This is a genomic window from Rhodococcus opacus B4, from assembly GCF_000010805.1.
GTDB lineage: Bacteria > Actinomycetota > Actinomycetes > Mycobacteriales > Mycobacteriaceae > Rhodococcus_F > Rhodococcus_F opacus_C.
Map to the genome: position 1 here is coordinate 158,179 of NC_012522.1, position 22,684 is coordinate 180,862.

Annotated in this window: 19 protein-coding genes and 4 pseudogenes; 14 read left to right on the forward strand and 9 right to left on the reverse strand. The window is 67.3% G+C overall.

The features are described 5' to 3' along the window. Positions 1 to 244 precede the first annotated feature (244 nt). Positions 245 to 523, reverse strand: a complete 279-nt coding sequence (locus ROP_RS00830) for a hypothetical protein (protein ID WP_012687438.1) — start codon at positions 521 to 523, stop codon at positions 245 to 247. A gap of 3,825 nt (positions 524 to 4,348) precedes the next feature. Continuing rightward, positions 4,349 to 5,254 (reverse strand): MBL fold metallo-hydrolase, encoded by a 906-nt coding sequence (locus ROP_RS00835; protein WP_231868838.1) that lies wholly within the window; start codon positions 5,252 to 5,254, stop codon positions 4,349 to 4,351. Positions 5,255 to 5,820: 566 nt separating this feature from the next. Between ROP_RS00835 and ROP_RS00840 the strand changes: the two are divergent. Beyond that, positions 5,821 to 6,499: pseudogene (locus ROP_RS00840) on the forward strand (IS21 family transposase); the annotation flags it as partial. A 390-nt stretch (positions 6,500 to 6,889) separates the two neighbouring features. Further along, positions 6,890 to 7,876, forward strand: coding sequence for an Acg family FMN-binding oxidoreductase (locus tag ROP_RS00845; protein WP_012687444.1), 987 nt, complete (start codon positions 6,890 to 6,892; stop codon positions 7,874 to 7,876). Between the two features lie 27 nt (positions 7,877 to 7,903). Here ROP_RS00845 and ROP_RS00850 read toward each other — a convergent pair whose 3' ends face one another. Next, on the reverse strand, positions 7,904 to 8,248 hold the full coding sequence (locus ROP_RS00850) for a DUF1876 domain-containing protein (RefSeq protein WP_012687445.1): 345 nt from the start codon (positions 8,246 to 8,248) through the stop codon (positions 7,904 to 7,906). Positions 8,249 to 8,325: 77 nt separating this feature from the next. Between ROP_RS00850 and ROP_RS45020 the strand changes: the two are divergent. From ROP_RS45020 to ROP_RS00870, 4 genes and pseudogenes are all read left to right on the forward strand, one after another. After that, positions 8,326 to 8,418, forward strand: a pseudogene (locus ROP_RS45020) (hypothetical protein); the annotation flags it as partial. Between the two features lie 356 nt (positions 8,419 to 8,774). Continuing rightward, positions 8,775 to 9,059, forward strand: a complete 285-nt coding sequence (locus ROP_RS00860; RefSeq protein ID WP_043823996.1) for a hypothetical protein — start codon at positions 8,775 to 8,777, stop codon at positions 9,057 to 9,059. A 75-nt stretch (positions 9,060 to 9,134) separates the two neighbouring features. After that, positions 9,135 to 9,782: a response regulator gene (locus ROP_RS00865; protein WP_012687448.1), complete on the forward strand. Its 648-nt coding sequence runs from the start codon at positions 9,135 to 9,137 to the stop codon at positions 9,780 to 9,782. A gap of 48 nt (positions 9,783 to 9,830) precedes the next feature. Further along, on the forward strand, positions 9,831 to 11,561 hold the full coding sequence (locus ROP_RS00870) for a GAF domain-containing sensor histidine kinase (RefSeq protein WP_012687449.1): 1,731 nt from the start codon (positions 9,831 to 9,833) through the stop codon (positions 11,559 to 11,561). A 13-nt stretch (positions 11,562 to 11,574) separates the two neighbouring features. Here the strand turns inward: ROP_RS00870 and ROP_RS45025 are convergent, their stop codons facing one another. Together ROP_RS45025 and ROP_RS00875 are read right to left on the reverse strand one after the other, a co-directional pair. Continuing rightward, positions 11,575 to 11,679: a hypothetical protein gene (locus tag ROP_RS45025; protein ID WP_331458001.1), complete on the reverse strand. Its 105-nt coding sequence runs from the start codon at positions 11,677 to 11,679 to the stop codon at positions 11,575 to 11,577. A gap of 135 nt (positions 11,680 to 11,814) precedes the next feature. Further along, positions 11,815 to 12,561, reverse strand: coding sequence for a response regulator transcription factor (locus ROP_RS00875; RefSeq protein ID WP_012687450.1), 747 nt, complete (start codon positions 12,559 to 12,561; stop codon positions 11,815 to 11,817). Positions 12,562 to 12,717: 156 nt separating this feature from the next. On the opposite strand from ROP_RS00875, the gene ROP_RS00880 reads away from it, so the two are divergent. Then, positions 12,718 to 13,566: an alpha/beta fold hydrolase gene (locus ROP_RS00880; protein WP_012687451.1), complete on the forward strand. Its 849-nt coding sequence runs from the start codon at positions 12,718 to 12,720 to the stop codon at positions 13,564 to 13,566. Between the two features lie 6 nt (positions 13,567 to 13,572). Here ROP_RS00880 and ROP_RS00885 read toward each other — a convergent pair whose 3' ends face one another. After that, positions 13,573 to 14,229 carry a hypothetical protein gene (locus ROP_RS00885; RefSeq protein WP_012687452.1) on the reverse strand — a complete coding sequence of 219 codons (657 nt, stop codon included), beginning with the start codon at positions 14,227 to 14,229 and terminating at the stop codon, positions 13,573 to 13,575. 335 nt (positions 14,230 to 14,564) lie between these two features. Here ROP_RS00885 and ROP_RS00890 point away from each other — a divergent pair, with 335 nt between their 5' ends. The 4 genes and pseudogenes from ROP_RS00890 to ROP_RS00905 all read left to right on the forward strand — a co-directional run bounded on the left by ROP_RS00890 (position 14,565) and on the right by ROP_RS00905 (position 19,138). After that, complete coding sequence (locus tag ROP_RS00890; RefSeq protein WP_043826128.1) at positions 14,565 to 16,070, forward strand: MFS transporter; 1,506 nt, start codon at positions 14,565 to 14,567, stop codon at positions 16,068 to 16,070. A 164-nt stretch (positions 16,071 to 16,234) separates the two neighbouring features. After that, positions 16,235 to 16,705: a recombinase family protein gene (locus ROP_RS00895; RefSeq protein ID WP_012687454.1), complete on the forward strand. Its 471-nt coding sequence runs from the start codon at positions 16,235 to 16,237 to the stop codon at positions 16,703 to 16,705. Positions 16,706 to 16,858: 153 nt separating this feature from the next. Beyond that, positions 16,859 to 18,667: pseudogene (locus tag ROP_RS42455) on the forward strand (zinc ribbon domain-containing protein). A 45-nt stretch (positions 18,668 to 18,712) separates the two neighbouring features. After that, complete coding sequence (locus tag ROP_RS00905) at positions 18,713 to 19,138, forward strand: DoxX family membrane protein (protein ID WP_012687457.1); 426 nt, start codon at positions 18,713 to 18,715, stop codon at positions 19,136 to 19,138. A gap of 28 nt (positions 19,139 to 19,166) precedes the next feature. On the opposite strand, the gene ROP_RS00910 is transcribed toward ROP_RS00905, so the two are convergent. Continuing rightward, complete coding sequence (locus ROP_RS00910; protein WP_012687458.1) at positions 19,167 to 19,703, reverse strand: carboxymuconolactone decarboxylase family protein; 537 nt, start codon at positions 19,701 to 19,703, stop codon at positions 19,167 to 19,169. Between the two features lie 126 nt (positions 19,704 to 19,829). On the opposite strand from ROP_RS00910, the pseudogene ROP_RS00915 reads away from it, so the two are divergent. From ROP_RS00915 to ROP_RS00925, 3 genes and pseudogenes are all read left to right on the forward strand, one after another. After that, positions 19,830 to 19,994, forward strand: a pseudogene (locus ROP_RS00915) (alcohol dehydrogenase); the annotation flags it as partial. Positions 19,995 to 20,028: 34 nt separating this feature from the next. Continuing rightward, the gene (locus tag ROP_RS00920) at positions 20,029 to 20,898 is read left to right on the forward strand and encodes a DUF4436 family protein (RefSeq protein WP_012687460.1); all 870 of its coding nucleotides are present in this window, start codon (positions 20,029 to 20,031) and stop codon (positions 20,896 to 20,898) included. A gap of 50 nt (positions 20,899 to 20,948) precedes the next feature. After that, the gene (locus tag ROP_RS00925; RefSeq protein ID WP_012687461.1) at positions 20,949 to 21,401 is read left to right on the forward strand and encodes a nitroreductase/quinone reductase family protein; all 453 of its coding nucleotides are present in this window, start codon (positions 20,949 to 20,951) and stop codon (positions 21,399 to 21,401) included. 6 nt (positions 21,402 to 21,407) lie between these two features. Here the strand turns inward: ROP_RS00925 and ROP_RS00930 are convergent, their stop codons facing one another. Together ROP_RS00930 and ROP_RS00935 are read right to left on the reverse strand one after the other, a co-directional pair. Further along, a complete protein-coding gene (locus ROP_RS00930) occupies positions 21,408 to 21,824 on the reverse strand; it encodes a cupredoxin domain-containing protein (RefSeq protein WP_012687462.1) in 417 nt (138 codons plus the stop codon). Between the two features lie 109 nt (positions 21,825 to 21,933). Next, positions 21,934 to 22,644, reverse strand: coding sequence for an enoyl-CoA hydratase/isomerase family protein (locus tag ROP_RS00935; RefSeq protein WP_012687463.1), 711 nt, complete (start codon positions 22,642 to 22,644; stop codon positions 21,934 to 21,936). Positions 22,645 to 22,684: the final 40 nt, after the last annotated feature.

Below are 22,684 nucleotides of genomic sequence, written 5' to 3' on the forward strand. Positions count from 1 at the left end.
CGACCCCTGGGAGACCAAACTCACATCGCACCGGTCTTCATGCGCGACGAGCGTGGCTCGCCCTTGGCAGAGGCAAATCTCCAAAGTATTTTCCCGAAATTGCTTCATCTGCTGGGGATTTAACGCGGCGGATTTGCGCAAGGGTGACGGTCGGCCACGGGTCGGAGCTGACTGCCGACCGCCCGCAATGCCTTACACCAGCAGCGACGACACGACCCCTCCGACGGCGAATGCCCTACTGGGATCAGGGAGTCATCTCCCATCCGACCGACAGACCGGGCTGAGTCTGGATCTGCCCGGGGTTGCCCTTCGACCTACCGATCGTCCATTCACCGTCCGCACCGCACACCAGGGCACCGTTGCGGTCACCGGGTTTGCCGTAGGTCACCGTCTCATTACCCTGCGAGTACGTGGTCACGATCGGGCACGGACCACCGGTGGGACCGTTCGGGCCGATCGGCTCGGTCTGAGCGACGGACGCCGCTCCGGCCGCACCCAGGTCGATAACGGATTGGGATGACACAGCCCACTCCTGCCGATATTCCCGGTGGCCGGCGTACGCAGAAAAGCCATGTGCCGCAAGTCGGTAAGGGGTGGAGCCGAACGGGATCCTGGCGCGTGACCCCTTCGGCCGATGCGCAAGAATATCGATGGTGGCGCGTTTCGCCTCCACCTCACGCAGGATCCTGACGTGCGATGTGCGCTCCCTTCACTGGCCCACCCTGTCCATGCGCCGTACCCACACTCGTAGACGAACCCGCCGACGCCGCTGGTCCCGTCGTAAGCTCAATTCCGGTCGACGTGGATTGCCTTCGCGACCGCTTCGTCCTCGTCTATACGAGCGTGCAGGAAGTCCAGGATCTCGTTCACCCGCCGATCCTCCTGGATCCGCGAAGCGGGCGTGATTGTCGAGGACTGCGTGGATCTCTCCCCTATGCGTCGGAGGGGTGCGTTCAGTGGTGAGACCGGCCTACTGCTCCCCCAGCTCGCGTGCCGCTGCGGCGATGCCCTCTCGGTGCAGGTCAGTTTGCGCGCTGCGAGCGTGCTTGGCGTCGCCGATACGGCGTGAACGCTCGGGTGGCACATCAGTTGCTCGACAGTATCTTTCGAAGATGGCCGAATGATGATGAGTGTGTTGTCGGCACCTTCCGTTATGCGAGGAAGACCATGTTCCGGCCCACCATCGGGCGATGCTGACCGCGGCGTTTCATGCCCGGCGCAGTTGACGCCACATTCCGCACAGACATGCCGCCCCCATCGCGCGAGTTCCTGATGCGGTTCGTCAGTGATGTCGGAGGCCCGGGAAGCAGCTGCTCGCGTTCACCCGTGCTGATTCGCCTTCCGCCTCGCAAGCGTCGGTCCTGCCTGGTGACGATAGCGGACCAGGTCTTCGACGAGAGGGGCACTGCACGCAGCAGGTCGACACGCTCGCTGGTCGTTGCGGGAGGGAGGAAGCGATCCGCCGTATGGTCGTCGCTCCTGCAGCCCGAGAGGGAGAGGGACGGACACCGAGCGTTCGTGGGGCGATGCAGTTCGGCACATGCGATGGAGTTCCGGCGGATCGCTCCGACACGCCAGTACCTGCCCCGTGGTTGGCAGTCTTCATTCCTGGCCACCCGAATGACGCCGGAGAACCCGCCCGTACGACAGAGCCGGCGTACGGGCGGGCCATCCCCCGACTCGCACCTGGGCGTGGGTGCGGTCTTGGAGTGCAGCACCGATCCCTCATAAGGGGGCGCATGTTGCCTGTCTGCGCGGGGTGTGCTGCTCGCGTGTCTGCGAGTGAAGTTGTGGATCGGACGCTGTGTCCGGCGACCTCCCTCCGGGGGCCTGCTGGCGATGCTGCCGTGATTCGGTTCGGTCACAATTGTGGGTTGAACTGCGGGGTTGCACACGGGCAGTTCGGCCCATTGGGATGCCTATTTCTGCCGGTTATTCTTCACATCGGGCCCCCGAGCAACGCCGCATGCGCGAGTTGCTCTAGCGGAACCCGGTCCAAATGCGCACCCTCGCCGCCGAATACCCTGACCAATTGCCAGCACCTGCTGCGCAATTACCGTGGGGACACATCCTCGTCCTCCCCGACCCCCCGATCCGAGGTTGGTACGCAGCCCGAGCCGCCGACCACAGCTGGCGGAAGAAAGTGGTCTCAGCGCACCGACTCGGCCGGTACACCGAACCGATGAAGATGAGGTCGCCCGCGCCGGTCCACGGTTCGAGTAGGCGACCTGCCCCCGCGCACACCCGCTCGGCGCCGGACTCCGAACAACGCTTGTGGGAAGGACTTTCAGGAGCCCACAGCCGCAGTAGGACCGGAGAGTGCGACGATCGAGCGTGCGCCGCCACCGCCTTACCGGCCCGCGCGCCGCCCACCGTCGGAGTAACTCCTTTGTTTTCCATTACCCGGCGACACGCATAATGCGGCCCTCGAATGTCGAGTTACCGAATCGAGATAGGTCGGCGCGCGAACCAGCAAATGATCTTGAAGTGGGTTTCCCATCCGCGGAGAATTACGTCCTTGAGATATCCCGCGAGGAACCGACGCGGCAGAGACACGACGGGGAGTTCCAGCACATCAGAAGGGGTCCGCACAGTGAAATACGGACCCTTCCTGTCACGAAAGAGCAGTTCAGACTCCCGGCCAGCCGCTACGCGCCGCTGAGCGCCTCGGCAGAACCCGAGAAGAAGTCGAGAACGCCGAGAAGGGTGGAGACGTTCGAGAAGAAGTCGGCGAAGAATGCGAGATCCATGTGTAACTCCAGTTCGATTTATTCGGAGAATCGTGACGCACAGCACACGATGTGGATCTTTATACCGGTCCGATAACAATTCCGCAATACGCATAGCCGCAATAGGCCAGCAACGACCGAGCTTTCGGCCCCACCCGAGAACCGGGCAGATCCACGGCGAACCCGGCACCCCGGCCAGTCGTAGCAAACCGGGCCGCGGAGGAACGCGATGAGCTCCCCGCGGATCGTTGGGCGCCGGGACGAGCAACTCGATCAGCCGACCACACTGCCCCGGTCGCGACCCTCGGGTTCGCAGGTCTACTTCATGGAATCGGTGGGGACCACTCGGGCACAACACGAGTCACCTGGCCACCCAGCGCCCTACTGGCGGCCGGATCGGTGACCTCGTGACGGTCGCCGGTGCGCACGTCGCGAAGCGTCAGCACCTCACCCGGACGCACCACCTCGACCCCGTGCACTGGGGTTCGTGAGTGCGCGGTTGCGACCGGTCACAACCGACGGGCATCCGGTGATGGCCGGCCGGGGTCTTCGAGGTAGCCGACAACGCCGGAAGCCCGCGCAAGCTCTCTCACCGGGTCGGATCCCGGCGACGCAACCCGGTTACCCGACCCGGACCGGGCGGGGCAGCGTGCTCGGCATTCTGAAATCTGGCCCGGGAGAACAACCCTGGGGCTCGAGGTCGAGGCGGTGACACGAGTCCGCTCCGAGTCGTTGCTCGAGGCCGTGGGCGCCAGCCCCGGGCGACACCGCGCGAGCAGACCCGGACGCCGGCAGCGGAGTTGTGCCCGCAGTTCGCGCACACACGCCCCTCCCCCTCGCATCGCGGAGCGGACGTGACGACTCTTGGTGCGCGATGTGGGCGACCCCCTCGAGACACGACCCAGCGCGCGCAAAACAGACCAGACGCCCCAATTGCGCATCGCAATCACGATGCTCGAACCCCGCCGGCCACTGGGGGTCGGCTGGCGGGGTCGCAGCACGGCTCGAATGCGGGGGGGCGTGCCGATGCGACGACGAGTGTAGAAACCGTGCCACGACAATTCGGGAACTATGACGCAGGACACGCTACTTTCTGCATGGGTCACACTGCCGGCCGACAGTCGATCGGGAACTCCACAAACGTCCCCCGTTGCCGGCCGTCTGATATCGGCAACGTCGCGCAATTCTGCTGAGCAGTTCAGAGCAGCTCCGCCGATCTACCGACGACGCACCGAACGGAAACCGACGGCGTGCTCCGCCGTGTCCTCGCGTCGCGCTCGATCCTGTCCTCACGGAGCAAGGAAGACCGGCACCACCGATCGCCTCGTGCCCCGTCGCTATATCGCAGTTCGGGTCGTACGCCAACGTCGCCGCACCGCACGGATCGAACTCCGCCGGAATCGAGGGCCCGGGGTCCGCGTACGCTGCGCCGAATCCTGCCAGGAGGAGGAACGGTGCCGCCGCGACGACCACCAGGCAAAAGGTCGGCTCGAAGGGGCGCCGAACCAGTCATCTGCGCGGTCGCGCACGGGCCCCGTCATGAGACGATAAGCGACACAGCGGCGGAAAGACCGTGTGGGTCCCGTTCGACGACGGAAGTGCCGTTCGTGGCGCTGGGTCTAGAGCGATGATGGGATCGGTATCCGTTGCAGATCGTCCCCGATCACGATCTCGCCGTCGAACTCCGGTTCTATCCACTTTCGCCAACGCACAGGATCGAGGGGTTCCTCGTCGAAGTCGCTGAGGTGACTCAGCACTAGTGTCCGCACCCCCGCCGCGCGCGCGATCGCACCGACCTTCTGCACCTCCACATGCGACTGCAGCATGTGGTCCATCGCCGCGGGCGGCAGTGAGACATTTGGTCCTTGCACGTTGATGGCCTCGTGGACGAGGACGTCCGATCCCCGTGCCAGAGCGATCAAGTTGTCGGAATAGCTGGTATCACCGGAGAAGGTCACCGACCCGTGGGCGGTGTCGAAGCGGAACGCGAACGAGGGAAATACGGGACCATGGGGCACGAGCACGGCAGTCACCGCGACGTGGTCGTCCTCCATGACCGGAAACGGATCCATGCGCGGGCTCGTCATCGTGTAACTCGCGCCCACGTCAGGAACGGCTATCTCGTGCACGTCCACCAGTGTGCGAATGTCGCGTATTCCGGTGTCCCGGAGAAACACGTTGGAGCTGTATGCAAAGGCGTCGTGGCATTTTTCGGTGAACGCTGCAAGTCCGGGAGTCGGATCTTCGGCCGATACCGTTGGGGCCTGACCACCACCGAACTTCTCAGGGAGTCCACCCGCCGGTCCCGGCCCGAACACACTGACTGGGTTGGCCAGCGCGTCCCGAGTCTCCTGGTTGGGAATAGAACCCGCAAGCAGAAAATAGTTGTAGTAATCCGCGATATGGTCGGCGTGAAGATGGGTGATGAAAATTGAACGCAGCCCGTCGAACCTGAGACCGGCCCGCGCGAACTGGGTAGTCGATGACCGGCCACAGTCGATGACGTAAGTCGCTCCGTCGATCACGAGGGCCGTCGAGATTCCGGCGCGAGACGGGACGATGGGCGGACCCGCCTTGGTTCCGAGAAGTACGAGTTCGAGTGGCCCGAACGGCCCGTCCGCATCCAGGTTTGAGACTGGTCCCGTCTGCGCTCCCGCCCCAGCAGAGGGACCCGAGCAAGCAGCGACACCGGCAGCAACAGCACCTATTCCCAACGCGCCCAGCAGGCCCCGTCGCGACAGGCCAGGTTCGGAACCGGACGAACAACAACTTCCCGACAAGGCGAACTCCTCTGCTTCCACGGTCACGTACCGACGTGACTCAGATCACGTGAAGGAAACAGTAGGAGCGTCACAGCAGCGTGCCTATCCGACTTGCGCACTGACCTGTCCATCGGGCGAAGCACCGGACAGCTGCAAGCGGACCTACCAACCTCCCTGTAGGCGGACAGGTTCGTCCCTGCTGACGGACAGCTGATCTCCCTGTCGATGGACATGGGGCCGGCGGTGTGTCGGCCCTGGCACAGACGCCCCTTCCGGGGTTTTGCTCGAGGTCTTCGACCACATACGAGCGACTCCCACCGGAGGGACGCATGAAGAGGTCTGACAGGGACATCATGGAAATTCTCGAGGCCTACGACACCACCGGCACCGCGCACTCCGCGGCGTCGTTGGCCGGGGTCGATCCGAAAACCGTCCGGCATTACGTCACCGTCCGACGCCGGCATGCCGGTGACCGGCCCGTCGCGGCGACCCCGCATCATCGACGATCATCTACCCCAGATCGAGCAATGGGTTGAGCGCAGCAAAGGCAGGGTCCGCGCCGACATCGTCCACGAACGCCTCCTTGCCCTCTGCTTCGACGGCACCGAACACGCCACTCGACGCGCCGTCGCGGAGGCGAAAGCCGCATGGCGGGCCGGGCACCACCGCACCTACCGACCTGGGGGGTACCTCCCACGAGTGGGAGAATCACCGAACCCGGGCTGTGGATGCAATTCGACTGGGGTGAAGGCCCGAAAGTACCCGGAGCGGGCGGAGCCCTGCGCTCGACGCTGCTGTTCTGCGCCTGGCTGGCCTGGTCACGCTACCGGGTGGTGATCCCGGTGGGGGACCAAACATTGCCGACGTTGATCGCGTGCCTCGGTGCGCCGCTTCGGTGTGGTGCCGACCTACGCGTTGACCGACAACCCGCGCACGGCCAGCATCGACCACGTCGCCGGGATCGCGGTGCGGCGTCCGCAGATCGTCGAAACAGGCCGCCACTGCGGCGTTCGCGACCTGGTGGACCCCCCCGACGGCACGCAACCAGTCGGGATGGTGCGGACCGCACGTTGGGGATGGCGACGCCGAGGGTGTCGGCTGGCGCACCACCTGGTCACGGTCGGAGGCGACTCGTCCGATTCTGCATCTATGACCGCGTGCGCACACCGGGCATGAGGGTCGATACCGTACTGGTCACCGCAAACGACCAGCAACCGTCGCGCCGCTGTCGTTTCATTTCGACGCTGCGCCGAAATGGAAGCAATCCCGTCCGCGAATCGTTGCCCCGGCGGTGACCATCGGCCCTAATCTCGCGTCGATGGACGGCGAACACTGGGATCTAGGCACCGGCGTTCCGCGTCGGCCGAGGCGGAACGCGATTCACCCCAGGAGGCGGTCGTGGACAGCACCATTCCCGACGAGAACGTCGTCCGAATCGCCGTGGACCTTGCCTGCCGGGCGCCGTCGGTACACAACAGCCAGCCGTGGCAATGGACCTACACCGACGGCCAACTCGACCTCTACACCGCACGCGGCCGCGTCCTGGCTTCCACCGACCCGACGGGCCGGCAGTTGGTCGTCAGCTGCGGTGCAGCACTGCATCATCTCCAGACGGCGCTGACTGCACTCAAATGGGCAGCGGACGTCCGGCGTGTCCCGGAGGGGCCGCACTCGGGTCACCTGGCGACGATCCGGTTCCGTCACGAGGCCCGGCCCCAGTCGCACGACTTCGATCTGCTCGCCGCGATCCGGCACCGGCACTCCGACCGCAGGCCCTTCGGGCCGGTCAGCGTGAAGACGCCGCTGCCCGCCGCGCTGAACGACGTGGTACACCGCCGAGACGTGAACCTGACCGTGCTGAGGCAGGAGGCGCGACCGACGCTCGCGCGAGCAACGGAAACGACCGCGGCCGCACGAAAGTACGACACCGCCTACCAGGCCGAGCTGCATTGGTGGGCCGGTCATTCCATCGCTCAGGGCGGAATTCCCCCCGATGCGCTCGCCACCGCGGACGACCGGGACCGCGTCGACATCGGGCGTCGCTTCCCCGCCGGCCTGGACGCCGGTGCGACCACGGAGCCGGACCGCTCGACGGTGCTGGTGTTGAGCACGGCCGCGGACGGTCGCGGTGAGTGGCTCCGCGCCGGAGAGGCCCTGTCGGCGGTGCTGCTCGAGGCCACCGTCGGCGGTTTGTCGACCTGTCCGCTCACCCACATGACCGAACTCCGTCAGGGCAGGGACATCATCCGCGACCTGCTCCCCGACCGCGGGTTCCCGCAGGCGCTGATCAGGGTGGGTACTACCGAGAAGAAGTCGGCACCGCGGCAGACACCGAGACGGCCCGTCGAATCGGTCCTCTCCGTCGGCCGCCGCATCCCCCACTGACTGACGGGTGTGCGTCGACGGGCGCACTTATCCGGCGAGATGGACTCGGCTGTGAGTGGCTGTTTCCACGTCGGCCGCGGTCGCCTCGATCAGTTGGTGGGCGAGGTCGGACAGCGCGCGTGCGGTGGCCAATACCTCTCCGATCTCGGAGATTTCGGCATCGTCCGGGTTCCGGCGGGCGAGCCCGGACCCGACGAACGTGCGGGTGTCGCGGGTTCGGAGCCGAGCCTGCGCGCGGATTCTGGAGCCGCCTTCATCCGAGTCGTGTTCGTCGACGACGACCTCCACCAGCCATGTCGTCTCGTTAAGAAGGGCAGGGATCGTCCACTCCGTGCTCCCTTCAACGTCGAAGTCGCGAATGGGGGTATTCATGTCGACGTGATCGTGGCCGGCGGCGGACCGGCCGGATGCCGGCCGGCAAGTTGAGGCTGCACGGTGTGGCCGTGCTCATGCCGGACGAGGAACCGGAGCCGACCAACGTGGTTCGCTCACCCAGCCTGCACGTGCGCAGCAACGAACTGATGGATCAGCGCGACCTGCTGAACCGATTCCTCGCGGAGGGCAGACGGTACGAGATCGACGGCTTCTTCTCGGACATGTCCGACCTGCTCGGCGGGCGGCTTCGGGACGCCGCCCTGAAGCGCGGTCGCCTGTACAGGCTGATGCACGGCGGACGCGGATTGCTGCTCGACCAGACGGGCGGGCTGTCCGTGGCGGGCAGGACGAGCGGACGGCCGCGTGGCGGGATCTGCTCGGTGTGCTACCCCGGTGGTTCGGCGCCGCCGACATCTGAGGACGGACGTGTGACCTTCGGCCCTGGAATTGCGCTCCCCGTTATCGCACCGTTGTACGAGGGCCGGCGCAAGACGCAAGCAGCCGGTGAAGGAACGAGGACACCATGTTCGAACACTCCACCGCATCGCCGCGCGAGGATCGTCACCGGTGGGAGGACGAACCCGGCGAATTCCTGTACGTGCATCCCGCGGGGTTCGCGCTCGCGGTGGTGTCGGGGGCGGTGACCGCGGGCCTGGTGGTCCTGCTCGGTGCGTGGCTCGCGACTCCGCTCGTCGGAGTCGGCGCCGCGGCAACGCTCGTCGCCACCGTGGGGTTGGCGGCGGCAATGTTGATGCCGCACCGGCCGCGCCGTCGCGGATCCGGCCCGTTCCGGCCGGCCGCGCGCTGACCGGCCCCGTTTCCGATCTTCGCCGGCGTAATCTGGATTCTCCGAGGGTGACGCAGCAAGTTCTGGAGGGTGCCCATGATCAGGGTTTTCCTGGTGGACGACCATGAGGTGGTCCGACGCGGGATCGCGGATCTCCTCGCTTCCGATCCCGCTCTGACGGTCATCGGTGAGGCCGCGTCGTACGCGCAGGCGATGGCGCGGGTGCCTGCCCTGAAACCGGATGTCGCGGTCCTGGACGTGCGCCTGCCCGACGGCAACGGAATCGAGCTGTGCCGGGAACTGCACTCGCTGATGCCGGACCTGCATTGCCTCATCCTGACCTCGTTCACGGACGAGCAGGCGATGCTCGACGCGATCCTCGCCGGGGCCAGCGGATACGTCGTGAAGGACATCCGGGGCATGGAGCTGGCTCAGGCGGTCCACGATGTGGGGGCCGGCAAATCATTGCTGGACAGTCGTGCCGCCGGCGTCCTGATGGACAAGGTTCGCGCGGACGCCGACGGGAAGGACGGCATCTTCGCGCACCTGACCAATCAGGAGCGGACCTTGCTCGCCCTGCTCGGTGAGGGGCTGACCAACCGGCAGATCGCCGCACGCATGTTCCTCGCGGAGAAGACGGTCAAGAATTACGTGTCCCGGCTGCTGACCAAACTGGGGGTGGAGCGCAGGACGCAGGCGGCGGTGCTGGCGACGAAGATGCCGCCGAAACCGACATGCACCTGATAAGACCTATGGTTGTTCCGGCTCCTCGCGAGGTCGCCGGGTGGGACAATGCGTCGTGTGACCCGTCTACCGGACGAGCGCGACCGAGGACCTCTACTCGGTAGCCTGTCCGAGCTCAGGCTGCGCGAACTCCTGACCGAGGTGCAGGACCGCATCGCGCAGATCGTCGATGTGCGCGATCACGTCGACGGCCTGCTCGAGGCGATGCTCGCGGTCACGTCAGGGCTCGACCTCGACAACACGCTGCGCACCATCGTGCACGCCGCGATCGATCTCGTCGACGCCCGATACGGTGCGCTGGGGGTCCTCGCCCCGACCGAGGGACTGAGCGAGTTCGTCTACGAGGGCATCGACCAGGAGACTCGGGAGCGGATCGGCGACCTGCCCCGCGGCCGCGGCGTCCTCGGTTTCCTGATCACGGATCCGAAGCCGGTCCGGCTGGTGGACCTGTCCCGGCATCCGGTGTCGGTGGGATTCCCGCCCGACCATCCGCCGATGAAAACCTTTCTGGGAGTTCCCATTCAGGTCCGTGACGAGGTGTTCGGGAATCTGTATCTCACGGAGAAGGCCAACGGTGCGCAGTTCACCGAGGACGACGAGGTGCTTCTGCGCGCGCTGGCGGCCGCCGCCGGCATCGCGATCGAGAACGCCCGCCTCTACGAGGAGTCCCGGACGAGGCAGGCGTGGCTGGAGGCGACCCGGGAGATCGCGACTGAATTGCTCGCCGGCAGCGAGACGGCAGACGTGCTGCAGGTGATCGCCGACGACGCGCTTGCCCTGACCGCCGCCGACAGTGCCTTTCTCGCGGTGCCGGACGATCCCGACATCCCGTCGGACGAGGTCACCGAGCTCGTGGTCACGGCGTCGGCGGGTACGGTGTCGGATCGGATCATCGGCCGGGCGATCCCGGTCGAGCGGTCGACGTCCGGTGAGGCGTTCCGGGAGCGGACCCCGCTGCGCGTCAGCGCGCTGGCGTTCGATCCCGGGTTCGAAACGGGCGCCCGGTTCGGGCCGGCGCTGGCGCTGCCCCTGCGTGCCGCGCAATCGGTGTCCGGGGTGCTGGTGACGCTCCGCCACGTCGATGCATCACCGTTCACGGATGACCAGCTGGCGTTGATGTCGGGTTTCGCGGATCAGGCCGCCGTCGCGTTGCAGCTGGCGAACAGTCAGCGCCGGATGCATGAGCTCGACGTCCTGTCCGACCGCGACCGGATCGCGCGTGATCTCCACGACCACGTCATCCAGCGGCTCTTCGCGGTCGGCCTGTCGTTGCAGAGCACCCTGCAGCGGGCGAAGGCACCCGTCGTCAAGGACCGACTCGAACAGTCGATCGACGACCTGCACGACATCGTGCGGGACATCCGCACTGCCATCTTCGACCTGCACGGTGGTTCGGGCGGGATCACCCAATTCCGGCGGCGGCTGCACGAGATCGTGGCCGAGACCACCGCCGATTCCGGATTGCGCACGACGGTGCACATGTCGGGGCCGCTGTCCGTCATCGACGCCACGCTCGCCGAGCATGCCGAGGCGGTTCTGCGTGAGGCGTTGAGCAACGCGGTCCGGCACGCCGGAGCCGACACGGTGACGGTCAGCATCTCGGTCTACGACGACCTCGCCATCGAGGTCGCGGACGACGGCAAGGGGTTCGAGGGAAGCGTCCTCACCAGCGGACTGGACAACCTGGCCGCCCGGGCGCGGGAAGTGAACGGGCACTGCGCCGTCGACTCGACCCTCGGCGGTGGGACCACGCTCCGGTGGTCCGCTCCCCTTCCGTGAGTCCGGGCACGTGTCAGCTCAGCGCCGCCCGCACCACCAGTTCGAAGGCCGGCCGCGGATCGGTGGTGTCCTCGCGGGCGATGCGATGCAGGATCAGTCCCTCCGCGCAGGCCGTCAGTGCGGTGGCGGCGGTCTGCGGATCCCGCGCCGGTGTGGAGTTCGTCGACGGCGCTTCCCATTTTCTCGTCGACGAGCGGCCCGAAGTGGTGCTCGAACGCGCGCTCGAGTTCTTCGCCCCGACCCGAGGGGCGGGTCACGACACGGCGACGGACACCTCACGGGCGGGGTCGATGCTTCCCGGGCGTACGTTCTCGCCGAGGGCGAAACCCACCCCGCGCACGGTATGCACGACGTACGGCGATCCGACGGCCACCAGTTTCCGCCGAAGGGAGCAGATGTAGGCGTTGAGGACGTTCGTCTTCGATTCGACGGTCACACCCCACACCATCAACATCAGGTCGCGGCGGGTGACGACCCTGTCGACGTTCTGCGCGAGCACGGTGAAGAGGATGAATTCCGTCCTGGTCAGCGTGGTGCGCAACCCGTCGTAGTCGGTGTCATGCCGTTCCTCGCACAGGCAGACGTCATGGCTGCCGACGGGCGCCGGCGCCGGCACGTCGGGTTTCACACGGCGGAGGATCGCGCGGAGCCGGGCGACGAGTTCGTCCGCTCCGACCGGTATCTCCAGCACGTCGTCGGCGCCGGCCTCGAGGAGGTCGCTGCGACGGTTGCCGGAACAGAAGCGGCCGATCACCACGATGGCGAGCGCGAATCGCATCGCCTTCAACCCCCGCACCGTGGTGTCGGCGTCGAGGTGGGGTGAACGCGCGTCGACGATCACCACGTCGGGGGGTTCGATCCGTGAACGTACCGGTTCCGCGTAGGTTCGCGTGACGAAGAATCCCCCGTCCCGGAGGCGTTCGACGAGGGAGCTTTCGACGTCGGCGTCGATGAGCAGGACACGCGGCCGGGCGACGGCCGGGCTCGACACAGAGTTCATGCGGATTCCTCCTGTTTTCGAGCCTCACGTCGGTGTGCCGCAGATCGACCCGGCGCCGAATATCAAGTTCCCACGCCGCGGTTGATGACGATATCGAGCGGAACTCCCCTATCGTTACCGTGAGACCGCTGCATCACCCGATCGGGAGGTCGCCACATGCCGGAACTGCGGCACATCGCACTGCACGGGGACGACATCGCCTACCGGCTCAGCGGTGAGGGCGAAACGCTTCTGCTCGTACACGGGATGGCCGGAAGTTCGGCGGCGTGGCGCGCGATTCTCCCGGAGTTGGCGCAGCGCTACCGGGTGCTGGCTCCGGACCTGCCCGGTCACGGTGATTCCGCCAAACCGCGCGGCGACTACTCGCTGGGTGCGTTCGCCGCGTGGCTGCGCGACCTGTTGCACGAGTTGGCGATCGAACGGGTGACCGTGGTCGGGCAGTCGCTCGGCGGCGGGGTGGCGATGCAGTTCAGCTATCAGCATCCCGAACTGTGTGAGCGCCTGGTCCTCATCGGCAGCGGCGGACTGGGACCGGACGTGAACTGGACCCTGCGGTTGCTGGCGGCGCCCGGGTCCGAGTTCCTACTTCCCCTGATGGCGCCTCCCGCGATCCGCGACGCCGGCAACAAGGTTCGCAGCTGGCTGGCGGCGATCGGGGTGCAGTCGGTTCGCGGCGACGAGATGTGGCACGCGTATTCGTCCCTGTCCGATCCGGAGACCCGGCAGGCGTTCCTGCGGACGCTCCGCGCGGTCGTCGACCATCGGGGGCAGGCGGTGAGCGCGCTGAGCCGGCTGTACCTGAACGCGGGTCTCCCCACTCAACTGATCTGGGGCGATTCCGATGGCATCATCCCGGTCTCGCACGGTTACGCGGCGCACGAGGCGATGCCCGGCAGCCGGCTCGCCGTGCTCGACGGTATCGGCCACTACCCGCACCTCGAGGATCCTGCCGCGGTGGTCGACATCATCGACGCTTTCGTCACCACCACGCCCGCACGCAGGTGAACTCGATCAGGCGGCGCGAATGCGCCGACCGGTGACGAGGATGTAGATGCTGACCAGAAGCACCCAGGCCGGGAAAGCCAGTGTCGTCCACAGGCTGAAGCTGACGACCAGCAGCAGAGCCAGGGCGAGCAGGTATGTGGTCACGACGAGGAATCGCGGCATCAGCCCGGTCCGGAGCCAGATCGTTCCCAGCGAGAGCATGAACACCGCAGCCATGCGCAGCGCGTATACGTGGTTGATCTGCAGCATGATCTCGCGGCCGAAGTAGACGATCTCGTCCGCGGAACTGCCCGAGTGCCGGGCGATCGCGAGGACGCCGCCCGCGACGCCCATCGAGATGAAGCCCATCGCGAGGAACAGCAGGCCGCTACCCAGGAATACCGTCGCGAAGAAACGGTCCTCGAGGTCGCCGAGGCGGTCGCGGATGACGCCGATGAACCAGAGGAACGCGATGCCCGCGAACGGGGCGAGCACGAGGGCCGTCTTGATCCGGGTCTCACCGCTTCCCACCCAGGGTGTCTCGTCGAACGGGTCGGCGGGCAGTGCGGTGTGCAGGAGGACGAGGCTGGCGGAGAAGAACGCAGCGAACACGATGCCCGCGACGGCCGCCGAGCGTGGCGTTCTCAGCCGGCGGAACTGTTTCTCGCGCTGCATGTCGGCCATGGGTCAATCCTCGCTCGAGCCGTGACCGGGAATCACCGATTCGCATCAACCGGCCCCGCGCCCGACCACGAAACCGACCGCCGCGTCTGCTACGCCTGATTCGGGGTTGCGACCTGGCCTTTCCCTCGGCGCGGGTGCAGGCCGGGGTGCCGGCCTCCCGCTGGGCGGAACGCCGCATGGCGTGCCGCAGCCCCGAGAACTGTGATGTCAATTACACATTCGCGAGACTTCGACCACCGAATGTGACCACCCACCCCTACCGCCCGGCTCGGGCGGCGCCGCACTGCCGCGGCGCCGCCTCGAGTTCCCGTGCAGGTATTCGAAAGGACCCAATGATGGTCACCCATGCGCCGGACGGCGGATCGGCTCGGACGCGTCAGCAGGACGCGACCGACGAGCGATGGACGCCCCGACTGATCTTCTCGCTCGCCTCGATCGTGTTACTGCTGGAGATGCTCGCGGTCAGCTACATGATGATCTCGATCGCGCTGCCGCAGATCGTCACCCATTACCGGACGACCCAGGGGGCGTGGCTGCTCACGTCGTTCCTGCTGGTGGGGGCGATCACCTGCCCGCTGATCGGCAAGCTCGCCGACACCCACGGCAAGAGGAAGCTGCTGCTGACGGCCGTCGGCCTGTCGGCGCTGGGCTCGCTGATCTCGGCGATCGCACCGACGTACGCGGTGCTGATCGCCGGCCGCTCGCTGACCGGGCTGCTCGTGCCGTGCCTGTTCCTGAGCTATTCGCTGATCCGTGACGTCTTCCCCGCCCGGACGGTGGCGCTGGCGGTCAGCATCGCCACGAGCGGCATGGGGCTCATCGCGATCCCCGCGCCGTTCTTCACCGGTTGGCTGATCGACAACTTCGGGTTCCGCAGCATCTTCTGGTTCTTCCTGGCCGGTCTCGTGGTCCTCGCCGTCCTGATCCGGGCGACGACCGGCGAATCGCCCGTCCGCCTGCGTTCGCGCATCGACCTGATCGGCGCCGCGCTGCTCGGCGCGGGACTCGCCGGCATCCTCGTCGGGGTGAGCTTCGGGCCGTCGTGGGGCTGGACGTCGGGGTCGACCCTCGGGTTCGTCGCCGGCGGTGTCGCCCTGCTGGTGGCGTGGATCGGATCCGCACTTCTGCTGTCGGATCCGCTGATCGACATCCGGTTCTTCGGCAAGCGGCCCGTCTTCCTGACGGCATTGGGCGCCGGATTCTGCTACGGGACGTCGTCGGTGTTCACGATCATGCTCCCGATGATGTGCATGACGCCGGCGATCCTGGGGCTCGGCTACGGATTCGGCATCAGCGCAGAGGGATTTGCGATCTTCCAGGCGCCGTTGGGTGGTGCGGTAGTGCTCGGCGGACTGATCGTCGGAACCCTGGTACCCCGGAACGTGCGGCCGCGGATCCTGATGGTCGTGGGCATGCTGGTGATGGCGGCGGCCTGCCTGCTCACGGCGACGATCCACGACGACAAGGCACTGCTCATCGGCTTCGCCGCCCTCCTGGGCGTGGGAATGGGCATGGGGTACGCCTCCATCCCGAACCTGCTCATCGCAGCGGTGCCGCCGCAACTGCAGGCGACGACGGCGAGCATGGTGGCGGTGTTCCAGAGCATTCTGCCCGCCATCCTTCCGGTCATCGCCTTCACCGTGTTGAACTCGCACATTGCGACCGTGATGCAGGGCGCCGTCTTCTACACGGACACCGGTATCACGATCGCTTTCGTGATCGGCGCGATCTCGGCGCTGCTGGGCGCCATGGTGGCCGTCGCGCTGCCCCGCAGGATTTCGCAGCTGAGCGCACCCGGCGCCGAGTCCACGACCGCGACCGACGTGGTCCTCGCCCACTGAACCCAGTCACATACGGTCGTCGCCGCGTCCCCGCACGGGATGCGGCGACGACCGCCGGGCGGGCGCTCCGCCGAAACGGGTCATCGGCCGTCGGCCGAGTGGGAGGCTGTCAACTGCTACCGTAATCTTTAATACTTCCTAGTCCTTCCTACTACTATCGGATAATGCGCAGCGGCGAGGCGGCGGCATGCCTGAACGTGTCGGTGGTGGGGGTCCGGAAGGCCGCGTCGGCGGGCCGGTTACCTTCTCGGCGTACAGGTTCCGGTCAGCGAGTCTTCGATCGGGCGGATCTCGACGTCTACCTGGGTCGACCTACATGGAAGAATGTTCGGGCCGACAGGGCGGAAGCATCCTATTGCCGGGTGTCCGGCTCGACCGGTCAGAAATCCTCGCTCGCCGATCAGGAGAAGATGTTGCGTGAGAGTGCCACCGGCACCGTGTACCGGGTCTACAAGGATCGTGGTTCCGGTCTGCGGGAGACCCGAACGGGACTGAATCGGATGCTCGACGACGCAACCAAGGGCCGGTTCACGGTGGTGCGAGTGGTATGGCGGGATCGGTTGGCGCGATTCTCCGGTGGCGTGGATCGAACGTTACCTGTCGGCGGTCGGCGTCAAGGTCGAGGTCCTGCGTGAACGGGGGGACCAAGTCGCTGGTGGAGGAGCTGATGGATGACTTCATGGCATTGCTCGCCTCGTTTTCCGGCCGCTTCCGCCCAATTGCGGTCGAAGCGGAATCAACGTCGACTTCGTTGGCGATGCGGCAGCACGGTTGGCGAGGACTACCTGATGGCCGATGCCGGATTGCCTGCGGTGCGGCAGTTCTCGTTCACCGCCCGCCCGTACCTCGCTGTCGATGACGTCACTGGTGAGCCGATCGGGCTCGACGGCGTCGACACCCGGGTGGGGTGGTTGCTCGACCTGATCTCGGGCGCCGAAGCGCAGATGCTGTCGCGGCTGTGGCAGCCGGCCACCTTCGATGTCCTCGCCGCCGGCGTGGACCGGCAGGACCGGAGGCTGCCCGCGCAGGGTCACGTCGCCGCGTCCCGCCTCGGCTGGACCCCGCATTACCCGGACGGGGTCTACATTCCGTCGCGTGTCACGCGGGTGGTGACCGCGCAGGTGATGGCGACCCTGCGGACCCTCGCCTTCCGGGACACCGCGATCACATCGCTGTCTGAGCGGTTCGACCCGGCCACCGGGCAGATAGCCCCACCCACCTGCGCCGCGGACTGGGTGCCATTGGGTTTCGCCCGAGGAGTGCGACGCCAGCTGATTGCCCGCTCCCGCCGCGAGGGCAACGCGGTGCCGTCCGGCCGGGTGCGGATCACCGACATGCAGGCACCACCGAAGACCTCGGTGATGGCTCGGCTGTCCGCAGCGGATCGGCAGCTCGCTCAACTCGCCGTCACCGACGTCGTCATGACGTTGTGAAACTGCCCACCACTCCCGTCCCGACGGGACGCGCGCAGTGGCGACGAGTCCGGCTGACCGCCACACTCCCCGCGCACCTGCACGACCGGCCGATCAGCGACTGGCATCTGCCGACCCTCGTCCTCGACCACCGAGGTCTGCTGTTGCGGTGCGCCGCCACCGAGACGGTCCCCGCAGCCGAGCTGACATCGGGAACTACCGCTGTGGGCGTCGACTGGTCGCCGGCCACGCTCGGTGCCGCCGCCATCACCACCGAAACCCCGGACGGGCTGTCCTCGGACTTTCAGGGTTGGACGTACGACGACGACCGCGGCCTCGGGACCAAACTGGCCCGCCTGCAAGCGGAGGGGCACATGTTGCACCGCAAGGCGGCCCGGCTGACGCAACTCGCCACCAACGCCGAACCCGAGGTCCGCACCCAACTCGAGGCGAAGATCGCCCTCCTCGACGCCCACCGCACCGCGGTGGGTGCCAAGAGGGGCAAGATCAACCGGGAACTGGGATTCCACTTCGCCCGCCAGGTCACCGACTATGCCACCGCGGCGAGCGCGACGGTGATCGCGGTGGAGGACCTGACCACCCTCGAGTCCCGCGGGCACGGTCGGGTCAACAACAATCGGGCCGCGCAGTCCGCCCGCCGAAAGGCGGTGATCGCCCTCGCGCACACCGCCGCGGGTGTCGGCATCACGGTGGTGTCGGTGCCGGCCCGCGGATCCTCCGCGCGGTGTCCGGGCTGCGACGCACCCCTCGCACGCCCCGGCGGCTACCACACCGCGTGGTGCCAGGGGTGCCGGGTCGGCGGCAACCGGGACCATATCGCCGGGGTCAACCGGGCCAAACGCGCACTGCTCGGCAAAACCAAGGTGACCCGTCGGCGGGGGCAGATGCCCGCGATCCGGGTCGCCGAGCACGCGCCGGTCCGCAAGTCCCGGGACAAGACCGGTCCGACACCGCGTCCGCCGCGGCACCGCAGGGTCCGCCGCAGCCTGCCCACCGTGACACCGCGGGCGGGGGTGACTCCGAAACAGATATGTTCCTGCACCTCGAGCGTCGGTGTGGGACACGGTCCAACCCGCACCACCTCAGAGTGATGCGGGTAGCCGTGAAGTACATACATCTCCTACGCCGGCCACGTCAGTGGTAGGAAGTATGAGATCTATGTAGACGCTGAGGTGCGGAAAGTTTCGACCCAGACGGCAGGAGACCACCATGCGACTGACCACCCTCGGCGACCTTCCCGGACGCATCGCGACCGGGAGCTTCATACTCCATTCGGGATTGCAGAAATGGTCGGCGGACGAGCAGACCGCCCAGGGCATCCACGGTATGGCGGCGGGGGCGTTCCCGTTTCTGAACGCGATCCCGCCGCAACGATTCGTCAAGTTGCTGTCCGTCGCCGAAATAAGCACGGGCGCAGCATTACTCGCACCGTTCGTGCCTACCGCCGTGGCGGGGGCCGCGCTCACCGGGTTTTCCGGCGGCCTCGTGGCCATGTACGCGAGGACCCCCGGCCTACGTAACCCCGGCAGCATCTGGCCGAACGAGAACGGCATCGCTGTCGCGAAGGACACGTGGATGCTCGGGATGGGCCTCGGTTACGTCCTCGACGGATGGACGCGGTTGCGCAGCCGCTGACCGCCCGGCGGTGACGTCCACGCCCGCGTCACTGTTCGGGGACGGCGCAGAAGTCGCTGTCGGAGAAGCCCGAAGGCCGCACACCGAGCGCCTGATTGAGACGTCCGCGGTGATTCTCCCAGGCGATGGCCGCGGCGAGTTCGGTCACCTGGGACTCGGAGAAGGCGGCGAGCAGCGAACCACGCAGGTCGTCACTGATGTGGGCGGGGGTGCGTGTCATCGCGTCGGCGAACTCCAGGACCAGCTTCTCCGTGTCGTCGAACGCGGAGCTCTCGCGGAACGCCGGCAGGGCGCGCAACTGGGCGTCGCTCACGCCGAGGGCACGGCTGAACGCCGAGCCGATGTCGAGGCAGTACTCGCAGTTGGTCAGCGCGGCCGCCTTGATCTCGGCGAGCGCCTTCAACCGGGGGTCGACCCGGGCGCTCGCCGCCAGCGCGACCTCGTGGAATCCGACGGCCGCGAGCAGCTGCGGTCGTCGGCGCAACCAGCGAAACAAGTCGGCCCGGTTGCGGCGGGCGGTGGGAAAGACGCGGCGAAACGAGTCCATCTGACCGAGGACGCTCATGCTGTCGGTCTACACCCGCGGCCGGATCGAGACAACCCCGGCCATTAGGCAATCGCCGTGTCCCGGCGGCGGGAGTGTTCTACGTTCGGAGCTGAGGCCGACCCCGCCGCACCCCGAGGAGTCACCATGAAGGCAGTCGTGTGCACCGAGACTCGCCTGGAGTTCGGTGACGTCCCGGATCCGGTCCCGGCCAGGGGTCAGGTGCTGATCGACGTGTCCCGGTGCGGGATCTGCGGCTCGGACCTGCACGCCCGCACGCACGCCGACGAGATGGCGGAACTGGCCGCCCAGATCAGCGCCGCCGCCCTGTGATCCGCCGCCGCCCATGAACCCCAACCACCCCCGCCTCCGATGGGTCGCCCCGGCACTTCTCCTCGCGTTGATCTACGCGGCGTCGCTCACCGTGTACGGGTTGAGCAGCCGCACCGAGGACGAGGGACCGTTCGCGGGCAACGACGACGAGGTCGTGGTCCTGGTGACGGCGAAATCGCTGCAGCCGACCACCGACCGGGTGCAGGCCGAGGTGACGATCGCCGTCGGCGAGGAGTACCTGCACGCCAACGGCGACACCCTGAATCGGGACATCACCCTGCTGCTCTTCCCGAGCACCAGTCACGAGGAGATCGTGTTCCGGGCGGGCGCCGCACCGACGACGTTCGACACCGAGTTCATCGCCACCGGCAACGCGGCGTACTGGCCGTTCGACCGGTTCGAGGTGAACCCGATGGTGGTGGAGGCGTACGAGGGCGCCGGCGCCGACCGGGCACTGCTGCCCACGGGGCTCCTGGTGGACGGCAGGGTCGACGGGTGGAAGGCGCGGGCCGACGCGGTGGCCGTCGACACGGACCTGTCGCGGAACGGCACCGGCGCCGCATTGTTATTCGCGCGCACGGGCGGGAACCTGATCTACGCCGGCATCCTCCTGCTGATGATGACGATCCTCGCGGGGCTCGCCGCGTTCGTCGCGCTGCAGACGTTCCGGCGCAAGCGCGCCGTCAACACCGACATGCTCGGCTGGATGGCGGCGATGCTGTTCGCGGTCGTGCCGTTGCGGGGAATCCTGCCGGGAAGCCCGCCGATCGGGTCGTGGGTCGACATCGCCCTCACGGTGTGGGTGGTGTCCACACTCGTCGCGTCCCTGGCGTTGTTCGTCTTCTGCTGGTGGCGGGACAGCGAGCAGCCCGCGCAGCCCTGATTTCGGTCGGTGGTTGCCACGGGCGCCACGGATTCGGAATAGTCGAGCACATGGTGCGCCGGACCGGGAGAGTGTTGCCGCCGTGGTATCTCGGCCCCGTCAACAAGGTGATCGTCGGCCTGCACCGGCTGGGTGTTCCGATGCCGATGCCGGCGCTCACCGTCCCGGGCCGGGAGACGGGGGTGCTGCGGTCGACGCCGGTCTCGCCGTACGAGGTGGACGGCCGCACCTACGTCGTCGCGGGGTACGCGGAATCGGATTGGGCGAAGAACGCCCGCGCGGCCGGGCGCGGCGAACTGACCCGCGGACGTCGCCGCGAGCGGGTTCGCCTGGTACCGCTGCCGGTGTCGGAGCGCGCCCGGATCCTCCGCGAGTTCCCGATCCGGGTGCCGCACGGGGTCACCATGTTCCTGAAGGCCGGGACGGTCGCGAACTCCTCTCCGGAGGCGTTCGCGGCCGCGGCGGACCGGTGCGAGGTGTTCCGCGTCGAGCCGCTGGACTGATCGGGGTCACCGAACCTCGAGCGTGCCCACCATGTTCGGGTGGTAGGTGCAGTGGAAGGCGAACGTGCCCGGCTGGCCGGGCACCGTGAACGTCGCGACCGCGCCCGGTTCGACCTCGACGTCGAACAGATCGCCGGTGTCAGCGGTCACGGTGTGTTCGGCGGTGTCGTCGTTGCGGACGGTGACCTGCTCTCCCGGTGCGAACGTTCCGGGCAGCGTGTACTTGAAGTCGCTGATCACGATCTCCCGTGCACCTGCCGGCATGGACATCGGCATCGACATCGACGGCATGTCGGTCATCATGTGGTTCCCGCCGTGCTCCGACTCGGACGACGCGGACGAGTCGTCGCTGTCGTTTCCGCACGCGGCCAGCGCGAGGATGGCCAGCAGGATCGGCAGGACAAGTGTCGGTACGCGTTTCATGATGGTCGCCTCCGGGGTGCAAGTGGGAACGGAGGCCCGACGCCCCGCTCCTCGCGGGAGTAGTACCCGTTTTCCCGGCAGGCACCCCTCGGCGTGCGCGGTGACTTCGTCAGCCGCCGTTCAACGCCTCCTGCGTCTCGAGGTTCGCGACCGGGGTGCGCAGCGAGACGACGGCGTCCGCGTAGAGGGAGGACTTGATCTCGCCGAGCGTGCGGCCGCGCGTCGCGACGAGTCCCTGCGCGTGTGCGACGGCGTCGGCGAGCACCTGCTGCTCGGGGGCGACCTCGTCGACGAATCCGAGTTCCTTCGCCGCCACGCCGCCATACCGCCGGCCGGTCACCAGGGCGGTGTGCACCGCCCGCGCGGGCAGGCGGGCCGCGAGCAGCGCGATGCTGCCGGGTGCGTAACTCGCCCCGATGGTGATCCCCGGCAGGCAGAAGTAGCCGCGGTCCTCCCGCATCACCCGGTGGTCGTGGGCGGCCGCGAGGATGGCGCCGCCGCCGAAGGTGTGCCCGGTCAGCGCGGCCACGGTGGGCAGCGGGAACGTGAGGATCCGCGCGAACAGGGCCTGCACCCGGTCGATGTAGGAGTTCAGCTTGTCGGTGTTGGCGAGGACCCAGGCGGTGTCGAGACCGGTGGAGTAGAACTTTCCGACCGCGGTGGTCACCAGCGCGGCGGGGCCGTCGTGCTGCTCGACCCGATCGAGGAGACCGTCGACACTCACGATCCAGTCCGGATGGAAGGCGTTCTCGCTGTCCCGTTCCCCCTCCTCCCCGAAGTACAGGACGAACACATCACCCGAGCGTTCCAAGTACGGCATGCGGCGAGGCTACCCGCACACCGGCGCGCTGCGCCCCTCG

Coding starts and splice junctions, on each gene's coding strand:
- ROP_RS00905 (WP_012687457.1), top strand. CDS start 18,713: ATGCGACTGACCACCCTCGGCGACCTTCCCGGACGCATCGCGACCGGG.
- ROP_RS00910 (WP_012687458.1), bottom strand. CDS start 19,703: ATGAGCGTCCTCGGTCAGATGGACTCGTTTCGCCGCGTCTTTCCCACC.
- ROP_RS00870 (WP_012687449.1), top strand. CDS start 9,831: ATGCGTCGTGTGACCCGTCTACCGGACGAGCGCGACCGAGGACCTCTA.
- ROP_RS00895 (WP_012687454.1), top strand. CDS start 16,235: ATGCGCAGCGGCGAGGCGGCGGCATGCCTGAACGTGTCGGTGGTGGGG.
- ROP_RS00890 (WP_043826128.1), top strand. CDS start 14,565: ATGGTCACCCATGCGCCGGACGGCGGATCGGCTCGGACGCGTCAGCAG.
- ROP_RS00875 (WP_012687450.1), bottom strand. CDS start 12,561: ATGAACTCTGTGTCGAGCCCGGCCGTCGCCCGGCCGCGTGTCCTGCTC.
- ROP_RS00865 (WP_012687448.1), top strand. CDS start 9,135: ATGATCAGGGTTTTCCTGGTGGACGACCATGAGGTGGTCCGACGCGGG.
- ROP_RS00850 (WP_012687445.1), bottom strand. CDS start 8,248: ATGAATACCCCCATTCGCGACTTCGACGTTGAAGGGAGCACGGAGTGG.
- ROP_RS00860 (WP_043823996.1), top strand. CDS start 8,775: ATGTTCGAACACTCCACCGCATCGCCGCGCGAGGATCGTCACCGGTGG.
- ROP_RS00880 (WP_012687451.1), top strand. CDS start 12,718: ATGCCGGAACTGCGGCACATCGCACTGCACGGGGACGACATCGCCTAC.
- ROP_RS00935 (WP_012687463.1), bottom strand. CDS start 22,644: ATGCCGTACTTGGAACGCTCGGGTGATGTGTTCGTCCTGTACTTCGGG.
- ROP_RS00885 (WP_012687452.1), bottom strand. CDS start 14,229: ATGGCCGACATGCAGCGCGAGAAACAGTTCCGCCGGCTGAGAACGCCA.
- ROP_RS00920 (WP_012687460.1), top strand. CDS start 20,029: ATGAACCCCAACCACCCCCGCCTCCGATGGGTCGCCCCGGCACTTCTC.
- ROP_RS00925 (WP_012687461.1), top strand. CDS start 20,949: ATGGTGCGCCGGACCGGGAGAGTGTTGCCGCCGTGGTATCTCGGCCCC.
- ROP_RS00930 (WP_012687462.1), bottom strand. CDS start 21,824: ATGAAACGCGTACCGACACTTGTCCTGCCGATCCTGCTGGCCATCCTC.